General features: G+C 67.5%; 25 protein-coding genes and 1 riboswitch. Of the genes, 15 read left to right on the forward strand and 10 right to left on the reverse strand.

Annotated elements, in window-relative coordinates:
- Positions 1-10: 10 nt before the first annotated feature.
- The 3 genes from tolQ to ACWMMN_RS03840 form a co-directional block, all read right to left on the reverse strand.
- Entirely contained in the window at positions 11-688 is a 678-nt protein-coding gene (gene tolQ, locus ACWMMN_RS03830; RefSeq protein ID WP_021157170.1) for a protein TolQ, read from the reverse strand.
- A gap of 130 nt (positions 689-818) precedes the next feature.
- Complete coding sequence (gene ybgC, locus ACWMMN_RS03835) at positions 819-1,304, reverse strand: tol-pal system-associated acyl-CoA thioesterase (RefSeq protein ID WP_059235919.1); 486 nt, start codon at positions 1,302-1,304, stop codon at positions 819-821.
- Positions 1,305-1,403: 99 nt separating this feature from the next.
- On the reverse strand, positions 1,404-2,150 hold the full coding sequence (locus tag ACWMMN_RS03840) for an SDR family NAD(P)-dependent oxidoreductase (protein WP_256085612.1): 747 nt from the start codon (positions 2,148-2,150) through the stop codon (positions 1,404-1,406).
- A 180-nt stretch (positions 2,151-2,330) separates the two neighbouring features.
- Positions 2,331-2,431: riboswitch (ZMP/ZTP riboswitch) on the forward strand.
- A gap of 137 nt (positions 2,432-2,568) precedes the next feature.
- On the opposite strand from ACWMMN_RS03840, the gene glyA reads away from it, so the two are divergent.
- The 7 genes from glyA (at position 2,569) to ACWMMN_RS03875 (ending at position 7,360) form a co-directional block, all read left to right on the forward strand.
- Positions 2,569-3,816: a serine hydroxymethyltransferase gene (gene glyA / locus ACWMMN_RS03845; RefSeq protein WP_059235915.1), complete on the forward strand. Its 1,248-nt coding sequence runs from the start codon at positions 2,569-2,571 to the stop codon at positions 3,814-3,816.
- Positions 3,817-3,822: 6 nt separating this feature from the next.
- Positions 3,823-4,302, forward strand: a complete 480-nt coding sequence (gene nrdR / locus ACWMMN_RS03850; protein ID WP_059235913.1) for a transcriptional regulator NrdR — start codon at positions 3,823-3,825, stop codon at positions 4,300-4,302.
- 153 nt (positions 4,303-4,455) lie between these two features.
- On the forward strand, positions 4,456-5,019 hold the full coding sequence (locus ACWMMN_RS03855) for a GspH/FimT family pseudopilin (RefSeq protein ID WP_059235911.1): 564 nt from the start codon (positions 4,456-4,458) through the stop codon (positions 5,017-5,019).
- Positions 5,020-5,024: 5 nt separating this feature from the next.
- Positions 5,025-5,426: a hypothetical protein gene (locus ACWMMN_RS03860; RefSeq protein WP_081051914.1), complete on the forward strand. Its 402-nt coding sequence runs from the start codon at positions 5,025-5,027 to the stop codon at positions 5,424-5,426.
- Complete coding sequence (locus tag ACWMMN_RS03865; RefSeq protein ID WP_340623831.1) at positions 5,416-6,249, forward strand: PilW family protein; 834 nt, start codon at positions 5,416-5,418, stop codon at positions 6,247-6,249. Before ACWMMN_RS03860 ends, ACWMMN_RS03865 begins: the two co-directional genes overlap by 11 nt.
- Before the next feature lie 140 nt (positions 6,250-6,389).
- Positions 6,390-6,917 (forward strand): pilus assembly protein, encoded by a 528-nt coding sequence (locus tag ACWMMN_RS03870; RefSeq protein WP_081051873.1) that lies wholly within the window; start codon positions 6,390-6,392, stop codon positions 6,915-6,917.
- Entirely contained in the window at positions 6,914-7,360 is a 447-nt protein-coding gene (locus ACWMMN_RS03875) for a type IV pilin protein (protein WP_342703684.1), read from the forward strand. Before ACWMMN_RS03870 ends, ACWMMN_RS03875 begins: the two co-directional genes overlap by 4 nt.
- Positions 7,361-7,414: 54 nt before the next feature.
- On the opposite strand, the gene ACWMMN_RS03880 is transcribed toward ACWMMN_RS03875, so the two are convergent.
- The 3 genes from ACWMMN_RS03880 to ACWMMN_RS03890 all read right to left on the reverse strand — a co-directional run bounded on the left by ACWMMN_RS03880 (position 7,415) and on the right by ACWMMN_RS03890 (position 8,716).
- A complete protein-coding gene (locus ACWMMN_RS03880) occupies positions 7,415-7,858 on the reverse strand; it encodes a DUF3318 domain-containing protein (RefSeq protein ID WP_059235905.1) in 444 nt (147 codons plus the stop codon).
- Positions 7,859-7,901: 43 nt separating this feature from the next.
- Complete coding sequence (locus tag ACWMMN_RS03885; protein ID WP_059235903.1) at positions 7,902-8,291, reverse strand: phage holin family protein; 390 nt, start codon at positions 8,289-8,291, stop codon at positions 7,902-7,904.
- 122 nt (positions 8,292-8,413) lie between these two features.
- The gene (locus tag ACWMMN_RS03890; RefSeq protein WP_006494044.1) at positions 8,414-8,716 is read right to left on the reverse strand and encodes an ElaB/YgaM/YqjD family protein; all 303 of its coding nucleotides are present in this window, start codon (positions 8,714-8,716) and stop codon (positions 8,414-8,416) included.
- A 318-nt stretch (positions 8,717-9,034) separates the two neighbouring features.
- Here ACWMMN_RS03890 and ACWMMN_RS03895 point away from each other — a divergent pair, with 318 nt between their 5' ends.
- Complete coding sequence (locus tag ACWMMN_RS03895; protein ID WP_034187217.1) at positions 9,035-9,673, forward strand: peroxiredoxin; 639 nt, start codon at positions 9,035-9,037, stop codon at positions 9,671-9,673.
- 122 nt (positions 9,674-9,795) lie between these two features.
- Here ACWMMN_RS03895 and ACWMMN_RS03900 read toward each other — a convergent pair whose 3' ends face one another.
- Positions 9,796-10,983, reverse strand: a complete 1,188-nt coding sequence (locus ACWMMN_RS03900; protein ID WP_059235901.1) for an acyl-CoA dehydrogenase — start codon at positions 10,981-10,983, stop codon at positions 9,796-9,798.
- A 115-nt stretch (positions 10,984-11,098) separates the two neighbouring features.
- On the opposite strand from ACWMMN_RS03900, the gene ACWMMN_RS03905 reads away from it, so the two are divergent.
- Together ACWMMN_RS03905 and ACWMMN_RS03910 are read left to right on the forward strand one after the other, a co-directional pair.
- Positions 11,099-11,890 carry an IclR family transcriptional regulator gene (locus tag ACWMMN_RS03905; RefSeq protein ID WP_059235899.1) on the forward strand — a complete coding sequence of 264 codons (792 nt, stop codon included), beginning with the start codon at positions 11,099-11,101 and terminating at the stop codon, positions 11,888-11,890.
- A gap of 148 nt (positions 11,891-12,038) precedes the next feature.
- A complete protein-coding gene (locus ACWMMN_RS03910) occupies positions 12,039-12,449 on the forward strand; it encodes a GFA family protein (RefSeq protein WP_256085617.1) in 411 nt (136 codons plus the stop codon).
- 132 nt (positions 12,450-12,581) lie between these two features.
- Here ACWMMN_RS03910 and ACWMMN_RS03915 read toward each other — a convergent pair whose 3' ends face one another.
- On the reverse strand, positions 12,582-13,385 hold the full coding sequence (locus ACWMMN_RS03915; protein ID WP_059235895.1) for an EAL domain-containing protein: 804 nt from the start codon (positions 13,383-13,385) through the stop codon (positions 12,582-12,584).
- A gap of 352 nt (positions 13,386-13,737) precedes the next feature.
- Here ACWMMN_RS03915 and ACWMMN_RS03920 point away from each other — a divergent pair, with 352 nt between their 5' ends.
- The 5 genes from ACWMMN_RS03920 to fahA are packed head-to-tail and all read left to right on the forward strand — an operon-like array spanning position 13,738 to position 19,666.
- Positions 13,738-15,399 (forward strand): FAD-dependent oxidoreductase, encoded by a 1,662-nt coding sequence (locus ACWMMN_RS03920; protein WP_256085618.1) that lies wholly within the window; start codon positions 13,738-13,740, stop codon positions 15,397-15,399.
- A gap of 27 nt (positions 15,400-15,426) precedes the next feature.
- Entirely contained in the window at positions 15,427-15,657 is a 231-nt protein-coding gene (locus tag ACWMMN_RS03925) for a DUF2783 domain-containing protein (RefSeq protein ID WP_486422992.1), read from the forward strand.
- Entirely contained in the window at positions 15,654-17,015 is a 1,362-nt protein-coding gene (locus ACWMMN_RS03930; protein WP_340623834.1) for an MFS transporter, read from the forward strand. Before ACWMMN_RS03925 ends, ACWMMN_RS03930 begins: the two co-directional genes overlap by 4 nt.
- A gap of 15 nt (positions 17,016-17,030) precedes the next feature.
- Positions 17,031-18,365 carry a homogentisate 1,2-dioxygenase gene (hmgA, locus tag ACWMMN_RS03935; RefSeq protein WP_340623835.1) on the forward strand — a complete coding sequence of 445 codons (1,335 nt, stop codon included), beginning with the start codon at positions 17,031-17,033 and terminating at the stop codon, positions 18,363-18,365.
- A complete protein-coding gene (gene fahA, locus ACWMMN_RS03940; protein ID WP_486422993.1) occupies positions 18,362-19,666 on the forward strand; it encodes a fumarylacetoacetase in 1,305 nt (434 codons plus the stop codon). Before hmgA ends, fahA begins: the two co-directional genes overlap by 4 nt.
- A 95-nt stretch (positions 19,667-19,761) precedes the next feature.
- On the opposite strand, the gene ACWMMN_RS03945 is transcribed toward fahA, so the two are convergent.
- Together ACWMMN_RS03945 and ACWMMN_RS03950 are read right to left on the reverse strand one after the other, a co-directional pair.
- On the reverse strand, positions 19,762-20,922 hold the full coding sequence (locus ACWMMN_RS03945; protein WP_059235881.1) for an MFS transporter: 1,161 nt from the start codon (positions 20,920-20,922) through the stop codon (positions 19,762-19,764).
- Positions 20,923-21,015: 93 nt separating this feature from the next.
- Positions 21,016-22,185, reverse strand: coding sequence for an MFS transporter (locus tag ACWMMN_RS03950; RefSeq protein ID WP_059235879.1), 1,170 nt, complete (start codon positions 22,183-22,185; stop codon positions 21,016-21,018).
- Positions 22,186-22,380 lie beyond the last annotated feature (195 nt).

The following is a 22,380-nucleotide window of genomic DNA, read 5'->3' on the forward strand; positions in this document are numbered from 1 at the left end:
GGCGCGCTCCTTACTGGGCCTGACGCTGCAGGATGTTCGAGAACTCTTCGATGAAGGTCTCGAAGCGGATCGCGAGGCGGTCGATGTCGTGCGCGTAGCGGTTGTACGCGACCACCGCCGGAATCGCGGCGAACAGGCCGATCGCGGTGGCGACGAGCGCCTCGGCGATGCCCGGTGCGACGTTCGCGAGCGTGGCCTGCTGCACGTTCGCGAGGCCGCGGAACGAGTTCATGATCCCCCAGACCGTGCCGAACAGACCGATGTACGGGCTGACCGAGCCGACCGACGCGAGGAACGCGAGGTTCGCTTCGAGCACGTCCATTTCACGCTGGAACGACGCGCGCATCGCGCGGCGGGCACCGTCGAGCACGAGGCCCGGATCGCTGATGCGCTTTTCCTTCGCCTTCAGGAATTCGCGCATCCCCGATTCGAAGATCCGCTCGAGCGCGCCGATCGTGTGGCGGTTGTTGGCCGCGCTCTGGTACAGCGCCTGCAGGTCGCCGCCCGACCAGAAATCCTTCTCGAAGCGTTCGGTCTGCGCGCGCGCGCGGCGGATCGCGAACCACTTGCGGAAGATGAAGGTCCACGACATCAGCGACAGCAACAGCAGCAGTCCCATCACGGCCTGGGCCAGCACGCTCGCGTTGAGGACGAGGGAAATGATCGACAGGTCTTGAGAAGTGTTCATAGAGGTTTGAGTAACGGCCCTTCGGGGCGCCCGGTATGCGTGCGGCGCGGCGCGCCGGTCATGCCTGACGCCGAACCTTGCTTAGTATCGAATCAGAACGGCAAGTTCATAGGCTTTGTCTAAACGGCGCTCATGCGAGCTTCGTTGACAGTGAAGTGTGCCCGGCGTCGATGACGGGCCCGCGTTGCAGTGCGTCGAGCACGGCCGGCGGGATGGCCGCGGGCCGGATATCGTTACGGTCGACGCAGCCGAGGCGAATGTGTCCGGCCACGAGCAGCGTGTCGCCACACCAGGCTTCCTGCGTGAAATCCACCGAGGCGCGGCCGATGCGTCCGGGCCGGCTCGTGATCGTCAGCGTATCGTCGAGTCGCGCCGGCGCGCGGTAGTCGAGCGACGTACTGCGGACGATGAAGATCGCGCCGGTATCGTCGGCGAGCTGGCGCTGGTCGACGCCGCACGCGCGCAACCACTCGGTGCGGGCGCGCTCGAAGAACTTCAGGTAGTTGGCATAGAAGACGATGCCGCCTGCATCGGTATCCTCGTAGTACACGCGCACCGGCCAGGTGAAGCCGGACGGCGCGTCCGGGGAGCGGGTAGGCTGAGTCATGGCGCGCATTCTACCGGAAGGCAGGGGGCCGATTCGTAACCGATTCGTAACGGAATGTAGTACGCCGTAGCACACCGCGGGCCGGCCCGGGGCCGGGCCCGCGGGGCTTCAGCCGCGGTGGACGGTCGGGCCGCCGGGGGCTTGCGCGATCGGCATCAGCTCGATCGTGTTGACGTTGACGTGTGCCGGGCGCGTCGCGATCCAGTAGATCGTATCGGCGATGTCCTCGGGCATCAGCGGCTGGACGTTGTTGTAGACGTTTGCCGCCTTCTCGTCGTCGCCGCGATAGCGGACGTTCGAGAACTCGGTGCCGCCGCACAGGCCCGGCTCGACGTCGGTCACGCGCAGCGGCGTGCCGAGCAGGTCGGCGCGCAGGTTCAGGCTGAATTGTCGGACGAAAGCCTTGGTTGCGCCGTAGACGTTGCCGCCCGCATAAGGGTACGAACCCGCAACCGAGCCGAGATTGAAGATATGGCCGCGGCCGCGCTCGACCATGCCGGGCAGCAGCGCGTGCGTGACGGTGACGAGGCCCGTGCAGTTCGTGTCGATCATCGTGCGCCATTCATCGAGGCTGGCCTTGTGGGCCGGCTCGACGCCGAGCGCGAGGCCGGCGTTGTTGACGAGCACGTCGAGCGCCGCGAATTCGGTGGGAAGGGCGGCCGGCACGGCCTCGACGGCTGCGCGGTCGCGCACGTCGAGCTCGAACGGCAGAAGGGCGTCGCCGAGTTCGGCGGCGAGCGCGTCGAGACGATCCTTGCGGCGTGCGGTGGCGACGACGCGATGGCCTCCGTTGACGAAGGCACGGGCGATGGCGGCGCCGAAGCCGGCGGACGCGCCTGTGACGAACACGATCATTGCTGCTCCTGGTCGATGACAAAATAGCGGGCGATATCCCGCAAGCCTACTGAGAATGCCGCACCGCGGCAAGGCGGCAGAGCGTTTCAGCGCGGGCGCGTAGAGTCTGGCCCCAATTGCTTCGGGCACCCTTTCGTGCGGTTGCCTATTCATGACGCATCCAATACACTAACGCGCTCATCACCCCTGCGTGACTGGCGATAGAACCCTTCGGGTTCAAGGTGGAGCATCCCACCGTGAAGCGCGGGGCGCCGTTTTTGCCGTTCGCCTGGGCAGCCGTTGTGCGCCGTCGCGTGCATCGCCGGTGGCTGTCCTGCCTCGCGTCATACGGATTCTTCCGCCACGTCGAGCTGGTCCCGCCAGCAGCGCACCGTACTCGGCCACTCCGGTCAACCTGTACACACTTAACGGAAACCGTATGTTTGACAGAGCCCAAAGCACCATCGCGAACGTCGATCCCGAAATCTTTGCAGCGATCGAGCAGGAAAACCGCCGCCAGGAAGATCACATCGAGCTGATCGCGTCGGAAAACTACACGAGCCCGGCCGTGATGGCCGCACAGGGCTCGCAGCTCACGAACAAGTACGCGGAAGGGTATCCGGGCAAGCGCTACTACGGCGGCTGCGAGTACGTCGACGTCGTCGAGCAACTGGCGATCGACCGCGTGAAGCAGCTGTTCGGCGCGGAAGCGGCGAACGTGCAGCCGAACTCGGGTTCGCAGGCGAACCAGGGCGTGTTCTTCGCGATGCTGAAGCCGGGCGACACGATCATGGGGATGAGCCTCGCGCACGGTGGTCACCTGACGCACGGCTCGCCGGTGAACATGTCGGGCAAGTGGTTCAACGTGGTGAGCTACGGCCTGAACGAGAACGAAGACATCGATTACGACGCCGCCGAGCAGATGGCGCAGGAACACAAGCCGAAGCTGATCGTTGCGGGCGCGTCGGCGTTCTCGCTGAAGATCGATTTCGAGCGTCTGGCGAAGATCGCGAAGTCGGTGGGCGCGTACCTGATGGTGGACATGGCGCACTACGCGGGCCTGATCGCAGCGGGCGTGTACCCGAACCCGGTGCCGCACGCGGACTTCGTGACGACGACGACGCACAAGAGCCTGCGCGGCCCGCGCGGCGGCGTGATCCTGATGAAGGCGGAATACGAGAAGCCGATCAACTCGGCGATCTTCCCGGGGATCCAGGGCGGCCCGCTGATGCACGTGATCGCGGCGAAGGCGGTGGCGTTCAAGGAAGCGCTGTCGCCGGAGTTCAAGTCGTACCAGGAGAAGGTGGTCGAGAACGCACGCGTGCTGGCTGAAACGCTGGTGAAGCGCGGCCTGCGGATCGTGTCGGGCCGTACGGAAAGCCACGTGATGCTGGTGGACCTGCGTGCGAAGCACATCACGGGCAAGGCAGCGGAAGCGGCGCTGGGCGCGGCACACATCACGGTGAACAAGAACGCGATCCCGAACGATCCGGAAAAGCCGTTCGTGACGAGCGGCGTGCGCCTCGGTTCGCCGGCGATGACGACGCGTGGCTTCGGCCCGGCGGAAGCGGAACAGGTGGGTAACCTGATCGCCGACGTGCTGGACAACCCGGAAGATGCAGCGACGATCGAGCGCGTGCGCGCACAGGTCGCCGAGCTGACCAAGCGTTTCCCGGTCTATCGCTGATCGACGATGCGCTGCCCGTTCTGCCGGCATGACGACACGCAGGTCGTCGACTCGCGCGTGTCCGAAGATGGCGCCGCGATTCGCCGGCGCCGTCGCTGCTCGGCTTGCGACAAGCGCTTCACGACGTACGAGCGGGTCGAGCTGTCCCTGCCGTTCGTCGTGAAGAAGGACGGCAGCCGCACGGAATTCGACCGTCGCAAGATCGTCGCCAGCATGCAACTCGCGCTGCGCAAGCGGCCGGTTGCTGCCGACGCGATCGACGCGGCGGTCGCCCGCATCGAGTATCAACTGCTCGCGACAGGCGAGCGCGAAGTGCGTAGCGAGAAGCTCGGCGAACTCGTGATGAACGAGTTGCGCGGCCTCGATACGATTGCCTACGTCCGCTTCGCATCGGTGTATCGCCGGTTCGAGGACGTTTCCGAATTTGCCGACGTGATCGAAGAGTTCCGTCGCGCCTCTCCCGCCAAGCCCCCGCGTAAGCGCTGACGCGCTGCGTCCGTTCATCGTCATCTCCGTTGGTTCGATTCGCGCCGATTGTGTCGGTCGCGATCGCATGTCGCCAGTCGGCCGTTTGGCAAATGGCGCGCATCCGCATGCGTCGCTACAGTCGTCGCATCACCCTGGCGGAGGACGATTGCGATGGCGCTGCGCGCTCACCCCTTGAAAAATGTGGAGCAACGCACGAGCGGATTCACGCTCGTCGAGCTGATGGTCGCCGTCTCGCTGGCGGCGGGGCTCGCGCTTTATGCGGTACCCGCGTTCGACCAGTGGCACATGCGCGAACGCGTGGATGCGCGCTCGCGTACGTTGCTCGGTGCGCTGTCGTTTGCGCGCACCGAAGCGGCGCGTCTCGGCACGCGCGTCACGCTGTGCCGGGCCGGGAGCGGCGGCGCCTGTCTGCGCGCCGGTGAGCGGTGCGGGCCGGCCGAATGGTCGTGCGACTGGATCGTCAGCGGGCAGGTCGACGGGCGCTCGCGCGTGCTGCGACGCTATCCGCACGACGGCGAAGTGGCCGTCGCGGGTGCCGCGCACGATCTGGCGTTCGCGCCGCCGGTCGGTCAATCGATCGGCGGAATCCGGCGTTTCGAATTGCGTCCGCGGCGCAGCGTGACCGGCGCTGACGATGCGCGCGTGTCGCGTTGCGTGCGGATCGCGGCTGGCGGCCGCGCGCGCGTCGCCGCCGGCCGCTGCGACGCGGCGTGATCGCCATGCGCAAGGCCATGCGCGGCACGTCGCTGATCGAGGCGGCGCTCGCCATCGCGTTGCTCGCGACCGTGATGCTGGCAGTGGCAGGCAGCCAGCTTGCGATGGCACGCGCACAGCGCGCGACGATCTGGCGCGAGCGTGCGCTGTGGCTGGCCGATGCACGTATCGAGCGTCTGCATGCAGCCGCGGCGGCCGACGACGGCCTCGCAGCGCGGGCGGTTGCCGCGTTGCCGGGCGGTGCGATGACGCTCGATGGCGGGCCGGGCGGTGTGCGCTACGCCGTTGTCCGCTGGCGTGGCGGCAACGCGGCCGCGTCGCCGCGATGTGAAGCCGCAGGCGCGTCGGCGCAACTGCCGTCGTGCGTCCGAGTTCCATTTCGGGAGCGGGCGGCCGATGAACGCTGATCGTTACACCCGCGCCCATACGCTGCTCGAAGTGCTGATCGCGATGACCGTGGGTCTCCTCGTGCTCGCGGCGGCTGGCGCGCTGTACCACGCGCAGCGCATTGCACAGCATCGCGCGGACGACGGGTTCAGGATGCGCGACGCGGCCGGTACCGCGCTGATGCTGATCGGTCAGCAGATCCAGATGGCGGGATTCCGGCCGCTCGATGCCGGCGAGGTATCGGCGTTGCCGCCGGTGTTCGGCTGCTCGATGGCGCGCGTGCGGGGCAACGGCGCGCAGGTGCGATGCGAGCCTGCGCATACGGCGTCGGACGCGTTGCTGGTCCGGTATGTCGCCGACGCCGTGTCGACGTGGACGACGGTGAGCGGCCAGGCGTCGGATTGCCTCGGGCAGGGTGTCGGCGTGCCCGGCGAGCGTTCACCGGTGGAAAATCGCTTCGATGTGCATGTCAGCCCGTCGACGGGCGAGCCCGAGCTGTATTGCGAAGGAAGCGGCCGCCCGGGCACGCCGCAGCCCGTCGTGACGGGAATCGATCAACTGCGCGTGCGCTACGTGCGTCGCGGCGCCGCGCAGTTCGTCGACGCCGATGCGATGCGTGCCGACGACTGGCCCGAGATCGTGGCCGTGCATGTTTGCGTGCGGGCGCGCGGCGAGCCGATGCGCGTGCCGACGCGTCACGTCGACTGCGACGGTCGCGTCGCCGTTGCACCGGACGGCCATGCGCGTTTGACGCTCGATCGCATCGTCGCGTTGAGGAACACCGCGCTTGCATCCGGCGCTGCGTTACCCGATGCAACGCACGCAAGCGGGGTGGTGCGATGAGTGGAGCAGGGCGGTACGCGCGGGTTATCTCACCCTGCGTTGCGGCGGGCCACGTGTATGGGTGCATCGCCGCAAACGGTGACGAGCCTCAGCCGGTCGCGTGCACGAGAGGGCTGGCGGCGACCCCGTGCGAGCCGCGCATGGGCTTCCGGTCAGCCCGCCGCGCCTGGCGTCGCGACGCCGGCCTCGCATTGCCGGCAGTCGTTGCGATCGGTGCAGCGGTCGCGGCGCTGACCGGCACGTGGTTCGAAGCCGCGCTGACGGAGTCGCGCCGCACACGCGCGTTGTCGGATCGGCTGATTGCATTCCACGCAGCCGATGCCGCGCTCGCAGCGTGCACCGAGCGATTGCTCCGTGGCTCGGTGCCCTGCGCGAACGAAAGCGAATCGCACGCGGAGCCCGACGCATGGCGGCGCATGCCGCCGCTGGCGGCTGCTGAAGCGTTCGCGCCGTTCGCCGGCTGGCCGATGGCCGCGCAACCGCCGCGATGCCTGGTCGAAGCCTGGCGGCGCCCGACAGGGCCGTCCGGTGGCAGCACTTACCTCGTCACCGCGCGTGGCGTCGGCGCGCATGCATCGAGTGCCGTCTGGCTGCAACACCAGGTCGTAATACGCGATGGACGCATCGTCGCGCTGCGCTGGCGTCGTGTCGCCGGAGTGCTTCCATGAGCGGTCGCATCTGCATAAGCCGGCCGGCAGGATTTACGCTGATCGAGTTGATGATCGTGCTGGCAATCGTCGCGGTGCTGGCCGGATGGGGCATCCCGTCATATCGGGAGCATGTCGCGCGCGTTCATCGCGCGTCGGCGGTATCCGCGCTGTACCGTGCAGCCCAATTTCTCGAAGCGCTGGATGGTGCGCCGCCTTCGGCATTGCCGGACGCGCTGGCACAGGCACCATCGGACGGGCGTGCCGTCTATCGATTGACGCTGCTGCGGCCGGATGGCGGCGATGCGCCGGTGAGCTACGAACTGGAAGCAAGCCCGCTCGATACCGGCCCGATGCACGACGATGCATGCGGTACCTTCACGTTGCGTTCGGACGGGACGAAAGGCAATGCGCGGCGCGATGGCGCCGACGAATCGGGCGCCGTGTGCTGGGGTGTGCGTTGAGTGTGCAGGAAAGGCGCGCAGCGACGCATGGCCGTGCGCGCAGGATGCCGACGGTCAGTCGTCGTGTGCGTCGAGCCCGCGCTCGTCGCGGGACTGCTTCCAGATCCGGTAGACCTCCCATGCGGCGAAGCCGAGCGTGCCCCACTTCAATGCGGGGCCCGCACTCGCGCGCAGCAGCGAGCGAACGGGTTTCGCCAGCACGAGCGATGCGAGCGAACTCAGCATCGGATACTGGTTGACGAGATTGCCGAGGCTCGCGTTCAGGTTCTTCGCGGACTGGCCGAATTTGTGGGTGGAAAGGCCGGGGATGAACACCTTGAGCCAGCTGAAGCGCGTGACGGCCTGGCGCATTTCACCGGCGGCTTCCGCGAGTTCGAGCCGCTCGACTTCGGATCGCAGGATCAGCAATTCCTTGCGGAGCGCGCGATGCTGCGATGCGCTCCAGTTCGATCGCGACGAATGGGAGCGGGATGAATTGCCCGTAACGTTCTGGCTCATGGCGCGTCGGCGAAGTAGGTGGGAGGGGGGAGCGCGATTGTGCTCACGGCTTGCCGCGGAACAGTTCGCGGTCTTTCTCGAGTTCGGCGAGCGTCGCCTCGAACACGGTCGGCGCATCGCGCAGGCCCGAGCGCGCCTTCAGCGCGCAGGCGATGCCGCCCGCGGCATACACCGCGGTAATCGCGGCAAGCGACTGCCAGCGATAGGTATCCCAGAACGCGATCGCGACGAGCACGGTCAGGCTGATGAGCGCCATCGTCGCGAGCATCATCGCGGCGAGCCCGAGGAACAGCACGCCCATCAGGCGCTCCTTCTCCTCGGCAAGCTCGATGCCCACGAGTTCGAGGCGCGTCTGCAGAAGGCCGATCGCGGAGCCGACGAGGCGGCGCAGCGGTCCTTGGCCGGACGGCTGCGAGGGGGTATCTGTCGTCATGGATGAGGTGCGTGCGCGTGCAGTGAGCAGCTAGGACAAAGCCGCCGGCGGAGGCCGCCGGCCGGCTTCGACGCCCGCGGGCCGCATGACGCGGCCCGCGGGACGAAACGGCGCAGAGCGCGTTACTTGCGGTTGATCAGCAGGCCGATCAGCACGCCGACGCCGGCGGCCACGCCGATCGACGTCCACGGGTGCTCGTGCACATAATCGTCGGTCGCGCGTGCGGCCTTCTTGCCTTTCTCGACCACCACGACCTGGACGTCGGCTGCCTTTTCCTTGGCCTGCTTCAGGCGCGACATGGCCTTCTCGCGCAGTTCGGCCGCACGGTCGCCCGTGCTGCTCGCTGCTTGCTTGAGCAGGTCTTCGGCGTCCGACAGAACGGTTTTGATATCCGACATCAGTTTCTCCTTGTTGATTTCCGACATTGCAACTCCCTTCATGCTGTCATGCTGCAGGTTCACATCGTAGCGAAACCCCTGCCTGCTGGCGAGCCGGGAAGACACACGGCGGCAGTGCAAGACTGCATGGTAAACGACTTGTAATCATGAACAGAGCCGCAAACCGGGTGAAAAGTTTCCCGTGCGGCCGTCCGACCGGCCCCGACGCCGGGTAAAAATGACAAAAAAGTATGAATATCAAACGGAATAATCGTTCGCACCGCGCATTGCTTCCCGTAAGCTGATGGACTGTCCCGCGCTGTCCAGCGCGCGATTTCAACCAGCATCGTTCGAGGAGGGAACATCATGAGTCTGCGTCTTGGCGACATCGCACCGGATTTCGAGCAGGAATCGAGCCTGGGCACCATCAAGTTTCACGACTGGCTCGGCAACAGCTGGGGCGTCCTGTTTTCCCATCCGGCCGACTACACGCCGGTGTGCACGACCGAACTCGGGCTGACCTCGAAGCTGAAGGGGGAATTCGAGAAACGCAACGTGAAGGTGATCGCGCTGTCGGTCGACGGCGTCGAATCGCACAAGGGCTGGATCAACGACATCAACGAAACGCAGTCGACGGTCGTGGGCTTCCCGATCATCGCCGACGCGGACCGCAAGGTTTCGCAGCTGTACGACATGATCCACCCGAACGCGAACGAAACGCTGACGGTGCGCTCGCTGTTCGTGATCGACCCGAACAAGAAGGTGCGGCTCACGATTACCTATCCGGCCAGCACCGGGCGCAACTTCGACGAAGTGCTGCGCGTGATCGATTCGCTGCAGCTGACCGACAACTACAAGGTCGCGACGCCCGGCAACTGGAAGGACGGCGACGACGTCGTGATCGTGCCGTCGCTGCAGGATCCGGAAGAGCTGAAGAAGCGTTTCCCGAAGGGCTTCAACGCGGTGCGTCCGTATCTGCGCCTGACGCCGCAGCCGAACAAGTAAGCATCGGCTGCCCGGAACCGCGGTTCCGATGAAAAACGGCCCGCCCGGCAGCCATGCCGGGCGGGCCGTTTGCCTGGTGGCGCATGCGCGGCATCGCTGCCGCGTGCATCGCATCCGGATGCTCAGAAGAATGCCTGGATACCCGTCTGCGCGCGGCCGAGGATCAGCGCGTGAATGTCGTGCGTGCCTTCGTACGTGTTGACCACTTCGAGGTTCACGAGGTGGCGCGCGACGCCGAATTCGTCGGAGATGCCGTTGCCGCCGAGCATGTCGCGCGCGAGGCGGGCGATGTCGAGCGACTTGCCGCACGAATTGCGCTTCATGATCGACGTGATCTCGACGGCCGCCGTGCCTTCGTCCTTCATCCGGCCGAGGCGCAGCACGCCTTGCAGGCCGAGCGTGATTTCGGTCTGCATGTCGGCGAGCTTCTTCTGGATCAGCTGGTTCGCGGCGAGCGGCCGGCCGAACTGCTGGCGGTCGAGCACGTACTGGCGCGCGGTGTGCCAGCAGGACTCGGCGGCGCCGAGCGCACCCCACGCGATCCCGTAGCGTGCCGAGTTCAGGCACGTGAACGGGCCGCGCAGGCCGCTCACGTTCGGCATCAGGTTCTCTTCGGGCACGAACACCTCGTCGAGGACGATCTCGCCGGTGATCGACGCGCGCAGCCCGACCTTGCCGTGGATTGCGGGTGCCGACAGGCCCTTCCAGCCCTTCTCGAGGATGAAGCCGCGGATCGCGTCCTTGCCGTTCTCCTCGAGCTTCGCCCACACGACGAACACGTCGGCGATCGGCGAGTTCGTGATCCACATCTTCGCGCCGGACAGCGAGTAGCCGCCGGGCACCTTCTTCGCGCGCGTGACCATGCTGCCCGGATCGGAGCCGTGGTTCGGCTCGGTCAGGCCGAAGCAGCCGATCCATTCGCCGGTCGCGAGCTTCGGCAGGTATTTCTGCTTCTGCGCGTCCGAGCCGAATTCGTAGATCGGCACCATCACGAGCGACGACTGTACGGACATCATCGACCGGTAGCCCGAATCGACGCGCTCGACTTCGCGCGCGATCAGTCCGTAGCTCACGTAATTGAGGCCGGGGCCGCCGTATTCCTCGGGAATCGTCGGGCCGAGCAGGCCGACTTCGCCCATCTCGCGGAAGATGGCCGCGTCGGTGCGCTCGTGGCGGAACGCTTCGGTGACGCGCGGCGCGAGCTTGTCCTGTGCGTACGCCTGCGCGGCATCGCGCACCATCCGCTCTTCTTCGGTCAGTTGCTGGTCGAGCAGCAGCGGATCGTCCCAATGAAAAGTTGCAGCGGTCATCGTTTCATCTCCTGTTGGTCCGGTCTTCCAGCCGGGCCCCATGCCAAAAGTTCGCTTGACTGTAGTTCCGCTGTGCGGAACAATGTTTTGCAAATCGAACCCAGTGTAGCACCAGATGACACTTTCAACCATCGACGAAACCACGATCGACGAGCGCAAGTTCGTCGTCGCGCTCGCGCGCGGGCTCGACCTGTTGCGCGCATTCCGACCCGGCGAGACGATGCTCGGCAACCGCGACTTCGCGGAGCGCACGGGGCTGCCGAAGGCGACGGTGAACCGGCTCGCGTACACGCTGACCGTGCTCGGCTACCTGCGCTACGACGAGACGCTCGGAAAGTATGCGCTCGACGCCGGCGTGCTGTCGCTCGGCTACGCGCTGCTGTCGGGGGCGGGGACGCTCGACCTGGCGCGGCCGCACATGCAGGCGCTCGCGCGCGAGATCGGCGCGGCCGTGTCGCTCGGCTGCCGCGACGGGCTCGACATGATCTATCTGGAGACGATCCGCAGCGAGACCGCGCTGACGCTCGGGCTCGCGCCCGGTTCGCGGCTGTCGATGCTGACGAGCTCGATGGGGCGGGCGTACCTGGCCGTGCAGCCGGAGGACGTGCGCCGCGCGCTCTATGCGGAACTGCATCGCGCGGCCGGCGGCGCGGCCGACGCCGACGCGCTCGTCGCCGCCGCGCAGCACGCGGTGGCCGAGTTTTCGGCGGGCGGGTGCTGCTATTCGTTCCGCGCGTGGCACATGGACGTGAACGCGGCGGCCGTGCCGTTTCGCGAGCCGCGCGAGGGGCGCTGGCTGATCCTGAGTTGCAGCGGCCCCGCGTCGTCGATGGACGAAACGTACTTTCGCACGCAGGTCGGACCGAAGCTGAAGGCGCTCGCGCAGCGGCTCGGGCAGACGGTCTGAGCATGGCGGCGCGCGACGGTTGCCGTCGCGCCGCCATCGCTTCGCACGCGGTGTGCGTGGGCACGGGAGAGGGGGCTGCCGCCGTCTCTTGTGCGGTGGCCGAACCGCGCTCATCATCGGTCGCTAGTTCCCGACGACGAGGTTTGCGATGTCTCACCCGGAATCGATGGAGGGCGGATGCGCGTGCGGCGCGGTCCGCTACCGTATTGCCCACGTGCCGACCGATGCGGGCTTCTGCCACTGCCGGCTCTGCCAGCGTACGACTGGCGCGGCGGTCGTCGCATCGGCATCGGTGCCGATCGACGGTTTCGAATATCTGCAGGGCGAGCCGATCGTCTATGCGTCGAGCGCGTGGGGCGAACGGCGTTTCTGCGGCCGTTGCGGCGCGCAGCTCGAATACCGGCGCTCCGATGCGCCGCAGACGGTCGAGATCAATGCCGCGACGCTCGACGAGCCGTCGCGGCTGCGTCCGGCGTGGCATGTCTGGTATCGGGATCGTTTCCCGGGCGTCGAGATCGGCGACGAACTGCCGAAGTACGACGATGACGGAAGACCGTAAACGGTAACCGCCGGTACGGGCGGGCAGGCGCGGGGCAGCCGCGCGCGCCGGTAACACCCTCTTGCGGGCATCACGACATCCGGGCCTGCCTCCGGCGCGCCGCTCCCCGCGCGCGCCTTCCACGCCCGCGGCTCAGGCCGTCACGACCTTCGCGAATACAGGCCCCTGCATGAACCGCACGTCGTGCTGGCGCAGCAGCTCGCACTGCGTCTCGTCGACGACGCCGTCGAAGATCAGCGGAATCCGCACGCGTTGCGCATAGGCGACGAGCGCCTTGACCATCCCGTCGCGCAACGCGATGCCCGCATCCATCTTGATGTAGTCCGGGCGTGCCATGTCCGATTCGACCGCGAGGATGCGGCCCGGGTCGGGCAGCTTGTCCGCGACCTTGAAGCCGTGATGCTGGTAGCTGCGCGTCAGGTAGCCGAGGAACGTCTTGTGGGCGACCGCGACCGCCGGCAGCTCGATCACGATCCGCTCGGCTGGCAGCCCGAAGCGCTGCAGCACCGACGAGAAATGCTTGCCGTGGTCGTACTTCACGCTCTTGAGCAGCCGCTCGTGCACGCGCAGGAACAGCAGCCCGTGGCGCTGTGCGCCGAAGAAATTGATCGCGTGCAGCGCGCGCGACAGGCGGTCGATCGCGACGAGGGTCTGGTCTTCGACGGCCGAATCGACCGGATCGTGCGGCGCGCCCGTGACGAGCGTGACGGCCTGGAAACCGAGCTCGTCGCCGTAGCGCGCGATCGCATCGGCGAACGACGTCGATTGCGGCGAGCCGGGCATCGTCACGTCGTAGATCGGTTCGTAGGCGCTGGCGAGCGTGCGCTCGGGCAGATTCGCGCACGCGGTGCCGCCTTCGGCCAGCGCGAGGTGTTCCCGCAGATATGGCAGTTGCCCGGCACGGGCGACCAGCTCGGGGATGGTGGGCGGAATCATCGGCGTGAAAAGGAAAAATGGCGGCCGAAAGGGCCGCCTCTTCTCTCGATATTAGCAGCGCGCGCCGCGCTCGGCTTGGCGTTTCGCTCATATGGTTATCCCGTCCCGGGGGCAGTGCCTAGGGTTTACGTTGATTTCACTATTCGTAATTGGTTTTACTATTCGTAAATCCAAGATTTGTCGCCGATCAAGAAATGCGGCAGGCGGGCGCCGCGAGACGGCGCCGTTCGCGAATCAACAGGAAGCAAGGAGCGAGACGTGGCGGTTGACAGGACAGGCGGGCAGGCGCGCCGGCAGGAGACGGAAGGAACGACGGGCGCGCCGGTGCGCGCGCGGCAGGGTTGAGGAGCGGATGGCGACCATGAGCATCGATTACCAGACGCTGAAGTTCGAGTACCGCGCGCGCGCGCACGACGCGGCCATCCACCCGGTGATCGTCGTCGGCGCGGGCCCGGTGGGCCTCGCGGCCGCGATCGACCTCGCGCAGCAGGGCGTGCCCGTCGTGCTGCTCGACGACGACGACACGCTGTCGACCGGCTCGCGCGCGATCTGCTTCGCGAAGCGCACGCTCGAGATCTTCGACCGGCTCGGCTGCGGCGAGCGCTTCGTCGACAAGGGCGTGAGCTGGCACGTCGGCAAGGTGTTCCTGCAAGACGAGCAGCTGTACGCCTTCGACCTGCTGCCCGAGGAAGGGCATGCGCGCCCCGCGTTCATCAACCTGCAGCAGTACTACGTCGAAGGCTATCTGGCCGACCGCGCGTTCGAGCTGCCGAACATCGACATCCGCTGGAAGCACAAGGTGACGGGTATCGCGCAGTCGGCCGAACACGCGGTGCTGACGATCGAGACGCCGGACGGCGTCGCGACGCTGCACGCGCAGTACGTGATCGCGGCCGACGGCTCGCGCAGCCCGATGCGCGCGCTGATGGGCCTCGAAAGCCACGGCCGCACGTTCAAGGATCGCTTCCTGATCGCCGACGTGAAGATGAAGGCGGAGTTTCCGACCGAGCGCTGGTTCTGGTTCGATCCGCCGTTCCACCCGAACCAGTCGGTGCTGCTGCATCGCCAGCCGGACAACGTGTGGCGCATCGACTTCCAGCTTGGCTGGGACGCCGACCCCGTCGCCGAGAAGCAGCCGGAGCGCGTGATTCCGCGCGTGCGTGCGCTGCTCGGGCCGGACGTCGAGTTCGAACTCGAATGGGTGAGCGTCTATACGTTCCGCTGCCAGCGGATGGACACGTTCCGTCACGGCCGCGTGCTGTTCGCGGGCGACTCCGCGCACGGCGTGTCGCCGTTCGGCGCGCGTGGCGCGAACAGCGGCGTGCAGGACGCGGACAACCTTGCGTGGAAGCTGAAGCTCGTGCTCGACGGCGGCTCGGCAGACAGCCTGCTCGACACGTATGCGAGCGAGCGCGAGTTCGCGGCCGACGAGAACATCCGCAACTCGACACGCTCGACCGACTTCATCACGCCGAAGAGTGCGGTGTCGCGCGTGTTCCGCGATGCGACGCTGAAACTCGCGCGCGACTGCGAGTTCGCGCGCAAGCTCGTGAACAGCGGCCGCCTGTCGGTGCCGGCGGTGCTGGCCGATTCGCCGCTGAACACGCCCGATCGCGGCGCCGACACGTTTGCTGGTGCGATGCGGCCGGGCGCGGCGGCGGCCGATGCGCCGGTACGCGTGCAGGGTGCGTCGGGCTGGCTGCTGCAGCGTCTGCGCGGCGGCTTCACCGGCGTGCTGTTCGGGTTGCCGGGCGATGCGGCTGCGCTCGCCAGGGCCGTCGACGGCCTCGCGCTGCCGGTGCGTCCGGTACTCGTCGTGCCGGCCGGGCACGCGCAGCCGGTGGCCGGCGTCGACGTCGTGGAGGACGTCGACGGATTCGCCGCGCAACGCTACGACGCGCAGCCGGGCACGTTCTACCTGCTGCGCCCCGACCAGCATGTTTGCGCGCGCATGCGCACGCTCGATCGTCAGGCGATTGCCGACGCACTGGCGCGCGCGACCTGCGCACGCTGAATACGACAAAGACACCGGAGACCCGTCATGCCCTCACTCGACACCCGCCCGCGCCTGGCCGACCCCGACGCGTTCTACGAAGCGCTGATCGACATGCATCGCGACCTGTCCGACGCCGACAGCCAGCTCGTCAACGCGAAGCTGATCCTGCTGCTCGCGAACCAGATCGGCGATGCCGACGTGTTGCGCGAAGCGATGGCGCTCGCGCGCCAGGGCGTGACGCCGCCCGTGTACCTGGCCGCCGAGGTGGCGCAATGAGCGCGGCGCCGGCCGACGCGCGCGTGCTCGAAGTCGAGCGCGTGATCGACGAGACCCATCGCCCGGGCTTTCACTGGATGCTGCTCGTGCTGTGCGGGCTGTGCCTCGTGATCGACGGGTTCGATGCGCAGGCGATGGGCTACGTCGCGCCCAGCGTGATCGCCGAATGGGGCGTGCCGAAGCAGGCGCTCGGCCCCGTGTTCAGCGCGAGCCTGTTCGGGATGCTGCTCGGTGCGCTCGGGCTGTCGGTGCTCGCCGACCGGATCGGGCGGCGCCCGGTGCTGATCGGCTCGACGCTGTTCTTCGCGGTGACGATGCTCGCGACGCCGTTTGCGGGTTCGATCCCGGTGCTGATGGCGTTGCGCTTCGTCACGGGGCTCGGCCTCGGCTGCATCATGCCGAACGCGATGGCGCTGGTCGGCGAGTTCAGCCCGGCCGCGCATCGCGTGAAGCGGATGATGATCGTGTCGTGCGGCTTCACGCTCGGCGCGGCGATCGGCGGCTTCATCAGCGCCGCGCTGATTCCGGCATTCGGCTGGCGTTCGGTGTTTTTCGTCGGCGGCGCGGTGCCCCTCGTGCTGACCATCGCGATGGTCGCGCGGCTGCCCGAGTCGCTGCAGTTCCTGGTGCTGAAAGGGCGTGTCGCGCAGGCGCGCGACTGGCTCGCGCGATTCGCGCCGCAAGCCGGCATCGATGCGAACACGCGCATCGTCGTGCGCGAACGCGCGGCGAGCGGCGCACCGGTCGCCGAACTGTTCAGCCACGGCCGCCTGCCGGTCACGCTGCTGCTGTGGGCGATCAGCTTCATGAACCTGATCGATCTGTATTTCCTGTCGAACTGGCTGCCGACCGTGATGCGCGATGCCGGTTATTCGCCGGGCACGGCGGTGATCGTCGGCACGGTGCTGCAAACGGGTGGCGTGGTCGGCACGCTGTCGCTCGGCTGGTTCATCGAACGTTACGGCTTCGTGCGCGTGCTGTTCGTGTGCTTCGCGTGCGCGGCCGTGTCGGTGGGGCTGATCGGTTCGGTCGCGCATGCGCTGCCGTGGCTGCTGGTCGTCGTGTTCGCGGGCGGATTCTGCGTGGTCGGCGGGCAGCCGGCCGTGAACGCGCTCGCGGGCCAGTACTACCCGACGTCGCTGCGCTCGACGGGCATCGGCTGGAGCCTCGGCATCGGCCGGATCGGCTCGGTGCTCGGGCCGCTCGTCGGCGGGCAACTGATTGCGCTCAACTGGTCGAACGGCGCGCTGTTCCATGCGGCCGCGGTGCCCGTGCTGTGCTCGGCGCTGTTCGTCCTCGGGCTCGCCGGTGTGACGCGGCGCAACGGCGTGCAGGCGCCGAATGCCGCGATGAATTGAGGGAGAAAGGAAACGATGACGCTTGACCTGTCGAAACCGGCAACCGCCGGCTACCTGAGCGGTTTCGGGAACGAATTCGCCACCGAGGCACTGCCCGGTGCGTTGCCGCACGGCCGCAACTCGCCGCAGCGCGCGCCGTACGGACTGTACGCGGAGCAACTGTCGGGCACCGCGTTCACCGCGCCGCGCGGCCACAACCGTCGCTCGTGGCTGTACCGCATCCGTCCGGCCGCCGTGCACCGGCCGTTCGAGCCGTACGCGGGCCCGCAGCGGCTCGTGTCGGAATTCGGCGATTCGGCCGACGTGCCGCCGACGCCGCCGAACCAGCTGCGCTGGGATCCGCTGCCGATGCCGGCCGAGCCGACCGATTTCGTCGACGGGCTCGTGACGATGGCCGGTAACGGCTCGGCCGCCGCGATGAACGGCTGCGCGATCCACCTGTATGCGGCGAACCGCTCGATGCAGGAGCGCTTCTTCTACAGCGCGGACGGCGAACTGCTGATCGTGCCGCAGCAGGGGCGCCTGTTCATCGCGACCGAATTCGGCCGGGTCGACGTCGAGCCGTTCGAGATCGCGGTGATCCCGCGTGGCGTGCGGTTTGCCGTCACGTTGCCGGACGGCGACGCACGCGGCTACATCTGCGAGAACTTCGGCGCGCAATTGCGCCTGCCGGATCTCGGCCCGATCGGCTCGAACGGTCTCGCGAACCCGCGCGACTTCCTGACGCCGCAGGCCGCGTACGAAGACCGCGAAGGCGCGTTCGAGCTGATCGCGAAGCTGAACGGCCGCCTGTGGCGCGCGGATATCGGCCATTCGCCGCTCGACGTCGTCGCGTGGCACGGCAACTACGCGCCGTACAAATACGACCTGCGCCTGTTCAACACGATCGGCTCGATCAGCTTCGACCATCCCGATCCGTCGATCTTCCTCGTGCTGCAGTCGCAGAGCGACACGCCGGGCGTCGACACGATCGACTTCGTGATCTTCCCGCCGCGCTGGCTCGCGGCCGAGGATACGTTCCGCCCGCCGTGGTTCCACCGTAACGTCGCGAGCGAGTTCATGGGGCTCGTGCACGGCGCGTACGACGCGAAGGCCGAAGGCTTCGTGCCGGGCGGCGCGAGCCTGCACAACTGCATGTCGGGCCACGGGCCCGACGCGGACACGTTCGAGAAGGCGTCCGCGAGCGACACGACGAAGCCGCACAAGGTCGACGCGACGATGGCGTTCATGTTCGAGACCCGCACGCTGATCCGGCCGACGCGCTATGCGCTCGACACCGCGCAGCTGCAGGCCGACTACTTCGAATGCTGGCAAGGCATCAGGAAACACTTCAATCCGGAGCAACGATGAGCGATACCCAAGACTGGCGCGCGACGCTCGACCCGGCTCGCAAGAGCTGGGTCGACACCGCGAACGATCCCGCCTGCGATTTCCCGATCCAGAACCTGCCGTTCGGGATCTTCAGCGATGCGAAGCAGGCGGCGCGCCGTGCGGGCGTGGCGCTCGGCGACCAGATCGTCGATCTCGCCGCGCTCGCGCGCGCGGGCCTCGTGACGCTGCCGGCCGGCGCCGATGTGTTCGCCGCGCCGACACTGAACGCATTCATCGCGCTCGGCCGCGACGCATGGCGCAGCGTGCGCGTGCAACTGTCCGGCCTGTTCTCGCGCGACAACCCGATTCTGCGTGACGATGCGGCGCTGCGCGCGCAGGTGCTTGTCGCACGGCGCGACGCGACCCTGCATCTGCCGGTCGAGATTCCCGGCTACACCGATTTCTATTCGTCGAAGGAGCACGCGACCAACGTCGGCTCGATGTTCCGCGACCCGAAGAATGCGCTGCTGCCGAACTGGTCGGAGATGCCGATCGGCTACAACGGCCGTGCGTCGTCGGTGGTCGTGAGCGGCACGCCAGTGCGGCGCCCGAACGGCCAACTGAAGCTGCCCGACCAGGAGCGCCCGGTGTTCGGCACATGCCGCAAGCTCGACATCGAACTGGAGACGGGCTTCATCGTCGGGCAGGGCAACGCGCTCGGCGAGCCGATCGCGTGCGAGGACGCGGAAGCGCATATCTTCGGGATGGTGCTGCTGAACGACTGGAGCGCACGCGACATCCAGCAGTGGGAATACGTGCCGCTCGGGCCGTTCAACGCGAAGACCTTCGCGACGACGATCTCGCCGTGGATCGTCACGCTCGACGCGCTCGAACCGTTCCGCACCGCGCAGCCGGAACAGTCGCCGCAGCCGCTCGCGTATCTGCAGCACGCGGGCAGGCATGCATTCGACATCGCGCTCGAAGTGACGCTGCGCGCCGAAGGCGCGGCCGAAGCGACGTCGATCTGCCGGACGAACTTCAAGCACATGTACTGGACGATGGCGCAGCAGCTTGCACATCATACGGTCGCGGGCTGCAACACGCGCGTGGGCGACCTGATGGGTTCGGGCACGATCAGCGGGCCGACGAAGGATTCGTTCGGCAGCCTGCTCGAACTGACGTGGAACGGCAAGGAGCCGGTCGCGCTGAGCGGCGGCGGCAGCCGTGCGTTCATCGAGGACGGTGACGAGCTGACACTCGCCGGGTGGTGCCAGGGCGACGGCTATCGCGTCGGCTTCGGCACGTGTGCCGGCAAGATCCTGCCGGCGCAGAATGCGTAACGCGTCACGCGCGAGACGTCGCGCGTAGCGCACGGTGGCCCGGCAATGCAAAACGGCCCGCATCATGCGGGCCGTTGTCATTTCGTCGATCCGTATCAGACCGCGCGTTGCAACGCGGTGCGGCGTTCCCACAGCGCGGCCGCGACGAACGCCGCGACGCAGGCGACCAGCACGCCGACCAGCGCATTGCTGCCCAGTTGCTCCATCAGCGCGCCTGCGACCAACGGGCCACCGAAGCTCGCGGCGCTCCACGACGCCGACACGAGCGAACTCGCGGTGACGAGTGCCGCGCCACGGAAGCGTTCGCCGCACGCGACGAGCGACAGCGTGTAGATGCTGCCGGCCGCCGCGCCGAGCACGAACAGCAGCGGCCAGCACAGCCACGGATTCGCGATGACGAACGGCAGCAGCGGCAGGCCGGCCAGCACGATCCAGCCGGCGCCGAGATGCACGCGTTCGCGGCCGAGCTTGTCCGCGAGCCAGCCGATCGGGAACTGCATCGCGGTATCGCCGAACAGCATGATCGACGCGAGCAGCACGGCGGTCGCGCTCGCGACGCCGTGATCCATCGCGTAGAGCGGCAACAGCGACAGCGCGAGCGTATCGAACAGCGCGAAGAAGCCGGTGCCGATGATCAGCGCCGGCATGCGCGGCAGGATGTCCAGCCAGCGGCCGTGCGCTTCGTGATGCGCGTCGTCGCCGGCGAGCGGCGCGCGCCGGATCGTCGCAAGCGTCGGCAGCGCGAGCAGGAACAGCGCGCCGCACAGCGCGAAGCGGATGCCCGTCGCACCGGCGATCTGGCTTACGAGGACGGGGCCCGCCATCTGGAACAGCGTGAAATTGGTTGCGTAGATCGCGACGACGCGGCCGCGTGTCGAATCGTCGGCAAGCTGGTTGACCCACGCTTCCCCGATCGTGAACAACAGCATCAGCGCGGCGCCGCACAGCACGCGCAGCACGCCCCACAGGATCAGGTTCGACGTGAACTGCATCAACGCGGTGGCGGCCGCGAGCAGCACGACCGACACGACGATCGCGCGGCGCGAGCCGATGTGCCGCGCAAGCGCGGTGACGAACGGGACGATCGCGAGGCCGCCGAGTGCCTGCGCGGCCGTCAGCATGCCGACGACGTTGGTGCCGTGTCCGGCTTCGGTCAGTGCGAGTGCGGTGAGCGGCAGCGTGGCGCCGGTCCCGAGCCCGACGACCGCGACGCTCAGGATCAGCGCGAGAAAATCGCGATTAAGAATGGCTTTCATCGGCGGGGATGCTACACCGCAGTCCTTGAAAGGTCCATGAAGGCCATCAGGATCGCATGGAGTTGCGTACGCAACGATTGCAACGGGGTTGCATTACACGTACTCGGTCGGCACGGCCACCGGACGGCGTTCGAGCGACGCCGACCACAGCGTGAGCGCGAGCGCCGCGACGGCCATCGCGACGCCGACCCACGGCAGGTTCACGAGCGACACGCCGGAGCCGATCGCCATCCCGCCGAGCCACGCGCCGGTTGCATTGCCGAGGTTGAACGCGCCCTGGTTCAGCGTCGACGCGAGGTTCGGCGCATCGCTCGCGCGATCGACGATCATGATCTGCAGCGGCGGCACGATCGCAAACGCGAGGATGCCCCACACGAAGATCGTCGCGAGCGCGGCGAACGGCACGTGCATCGTGCCCGCGAACAGCGCGAGGACGATGCCGATCAGCGCGAGTGTCGCGATCAGCGACGGCATCCGGCGCCAGTCGGCGAGCTTGCCGCCGAGCGTGCCGCCGACCGTCAGGCCGAGACCGAACAGCAGCAGCACATAGGTGACCTGACGCGGCGAGAAGCCCGTCACGTCCTCGAGGATCGGCGTGATGTACGTGAACACGCTGAACAGGCTCGCGGACGCGAGCACGCTGATGCCGAGCACCATCAGCACCTGCGGGTGCTTCAGCACGCTGAATTCGCGCGTGATGCTGGTGTCGGGCATCGCGAGGTTCTTCGGCAGGCACACCGCGAGCGCGGCGGCCGCGGCGATGCCGATGCCGGTGACGGCCCAGAACGTCGCGCGCCAGCCGAACGCCTGGCCGAGCGCGGTGCCGAGCGGCACGCCGAGCACGTTCGCGAGCGTGAGGCCGGTGAACATCAGCGCGATCGCCTGCGCGCGGCGGTTCGGCGCGACGAGGTTGCTCGCGACGACCGAGCCGATCCCGAAGAACGCGCCGTGACAGAACGCGGTGACGACGCGCGCGGCCATCAGCACCGCGTAGCCCGGCGCGATCGCGCAGAACAGGTTGCCTGCGATGAACAGCCCGATCAGGCCCATCAGCGCGCGCTTGCGCGGCATCTTCGCGGTGACGATCGCGAGGATCGGCGCGCCGATCGTCACACCGAGCGCGTAGCCCGACACGAGCATCCCGGCGGCCGGAATCGACACGCCGAGATCGCGCGCGACATTGGGCAGCAGGCCCATGATCACGAATTCGGTGGTACCGATTCCAAATGCGGCGACGGCAAGGGCGAAAAGAGGTAAGGGCATCGCGGTAGGCTCGGGAAAGATGCCGCTCGAGCCAGGCGCAGGATGCGCGGGACGGGCGGTCGGGAAGGCGAACGACAGCCGCGATTCTACTTCAGTGAAAACCCCTATGCTTGGGGCCAAAACGGTTGTTGCCGCCGTGCGACGCGCCGGCCGGCGGGACGCTCACAGTGTGGGATCCGGCGGCGATTTTCCGCG

The sequence above is a fragment of the Burkholderia cepacia complex sp. TUM26381 genome, assembly GCF_057439935.1.

Bases quoted from the DNA above. Each gene is read 5' to 3' on its own strand.
- ybgC (WP_059235919.1), bottom strand. From the start codon at position 1,304: ATGCGCGCCATGACTCAGCCTACCCGCTCCCCGGACGCGCCGTCCGGC.
- ACWMMN_RS03900 (WP_059235901.1), bottom strand. From the start codon at position 10,983: ATGACCGCTGCAACTTTTCATTGGGACGATCCGCTGCTGCTCGACCAG.
- tolQ (WP_021157170.1), bottom strand. From the start codon at position 688: ATGAACACTTCTCAAGACCTGTCGATCATTTCCCTCGTCCTCAACGCG.
- hmgA (WP_340623835.1), top strand. From the start codon at position 17,031: ATGACGCTTGACCTGTCGAAACCGGCAACCGCCGGCTACCTGAGCGGT.
- ACWMMN_RS03855 (WP_059235911.1), top strand. From the start codon at position 4,456: ATGGCGCTGCGCGCTCACCCCTTGAAAAATGTGGAGCAACGCACGAGC.
- ACWMMN_RS03860 (WP_081051914.1), top strand. From the start codon at position 5,025: ATGCGCAAGGCCATGCGCGGCACGTCGCTGATCGAGGCGGCGCTCGCC.
- ACWMMN_RS03875 (WP_342703684.1), top strand. From the start codon at position 6,914: ATGAGCGGTCGCATCTGCATAAGCCGGCCGGCAGGATTTACGCTGATC.
- ACWMMN_RS03915 (WP_059235895.1), bottom strand. From the start codon at position 13,385: ATGATTCCGCCCACCATCCCCGAGCTGGTCGCCCGTGCCGGGCAACTG.
- ACWMMN_RS03910 (WP_256085617.1), top strand. From the start codon at position 12,039: ATGTCTCACCCGGAATCGATGGAGGGCGGATGCGCGTGCGGCGCGGTC.
- ACWMMN_RS03945 (WP_059235881.1), bottom strand. From the start codon at position 20,922: ATGAAAGCCATTCTTAATCGCGATTTTCTCGCGCTGATCCTGAGCGTC.
- ACWMMN_RS03905 (WP_059235899.1), top strand. From the start codon at position 11,099: ATGACACTTTCAACCATCGACGAAACCACGATCGACGAGCGCAAGTTC.
- ACWMMN_RS03890 (WP_006494044.1), bottom strand. From the start codon at position 8,716: ATGTCGGAAATCAACAAGGAGAAACTGATGTCGGATATCAAAACCGTT.
- ACWMMN_RS03865 (WP_340623831.1), top strand. From the start codon at position 5,416: ATGAACGCTGATCGTTACACCCGCGCCCATACGCTGCTCGAAGTGCTG.
- nrdR (WP_059235913.1), top strand. From the start codon at position 3,823: ATGCGCTGCCCGTTCTGCCGGCATGACGACACGCAGGTCGTCGACTCG.
- ACWMMN_RS03870 (WP_081051873.1), top strand. From the start codon at position 6,390: ATGGGCTTCCGGTCAGCCCGCCGCGCCTGGCGTCGCGACGCCGGCCTC.
- ACWMMN_RS03880 (WP_059235905.1), bottom strand. From the start codon at position 7,858: ATGAGCCAGAACGTTACGGGCAATTCATCCCGCTCCCATTCGTCGCGA.
- ACWMMN_RS03885 (WP_059235903.1), bottom strand. From the start codon at position 8,291: ATGACGACAGATACCCCCTCGCAGCCGTCCGGCCAAGGACCGCTGCGC.
- ACWMMN_RS03895 (WP_034187217.1), top strand. From the start codon at position 9,035: ATGAGTCTGCGTCTTGGCGACATCGCACCGGATTTCGAGCAGGAATCG.
- ACWMMN_RS03950 (WP_059235879.1), bottom strand. From the start codon at position 22,185: ATGCCCTTACCTCTTTTCGCCCTTGCCGTCGCCGCATTTGGAATCGGT.
- ACWMMN_RS03930 (WP_340623834.1), top strand. From the start codon at position 15,654: ATGAGCGCGGCGCCGGCCGACGCGCGCGTGCTCGAAGTCGAGCGCGTG.
- glyA (WP_059235915.1), top strand. From the start codon at position 2,569: ATGTTTGACAGAGCCCAAAGCACCATCGCGAACGTCGATCCCGAAATC.
- ACWMMN_RS03925 (WP_486422992.1), top strand. From the start codon at position 15,427: ATGCCCTCACTCGACACCCGCCCGCGCCTGGCCGACCCCGACGCGTTC.
- fahA (WP_486422993.1), top strand. From the start codon at position 18,362: ATGAGCGATACCCAAGACTGGCGCGCGACGCTCGACCCGGCTCGCAAG.
- ACWMMN_RS03920 (WP_256085618.1), top strand. From the start codon at position 13,738: ATGGCGACCATGAGCATCGATTACCAGACGCTGAAGTTCGAGTACCGC.
- ACWMMN_RS03840 (WP_256085612.1), bottom strand. From the start codon at position 2,150: ATGATCGTGTTCGTCACAGGCGCGTCCGCCGGCTTCGGCGCCGCCATC.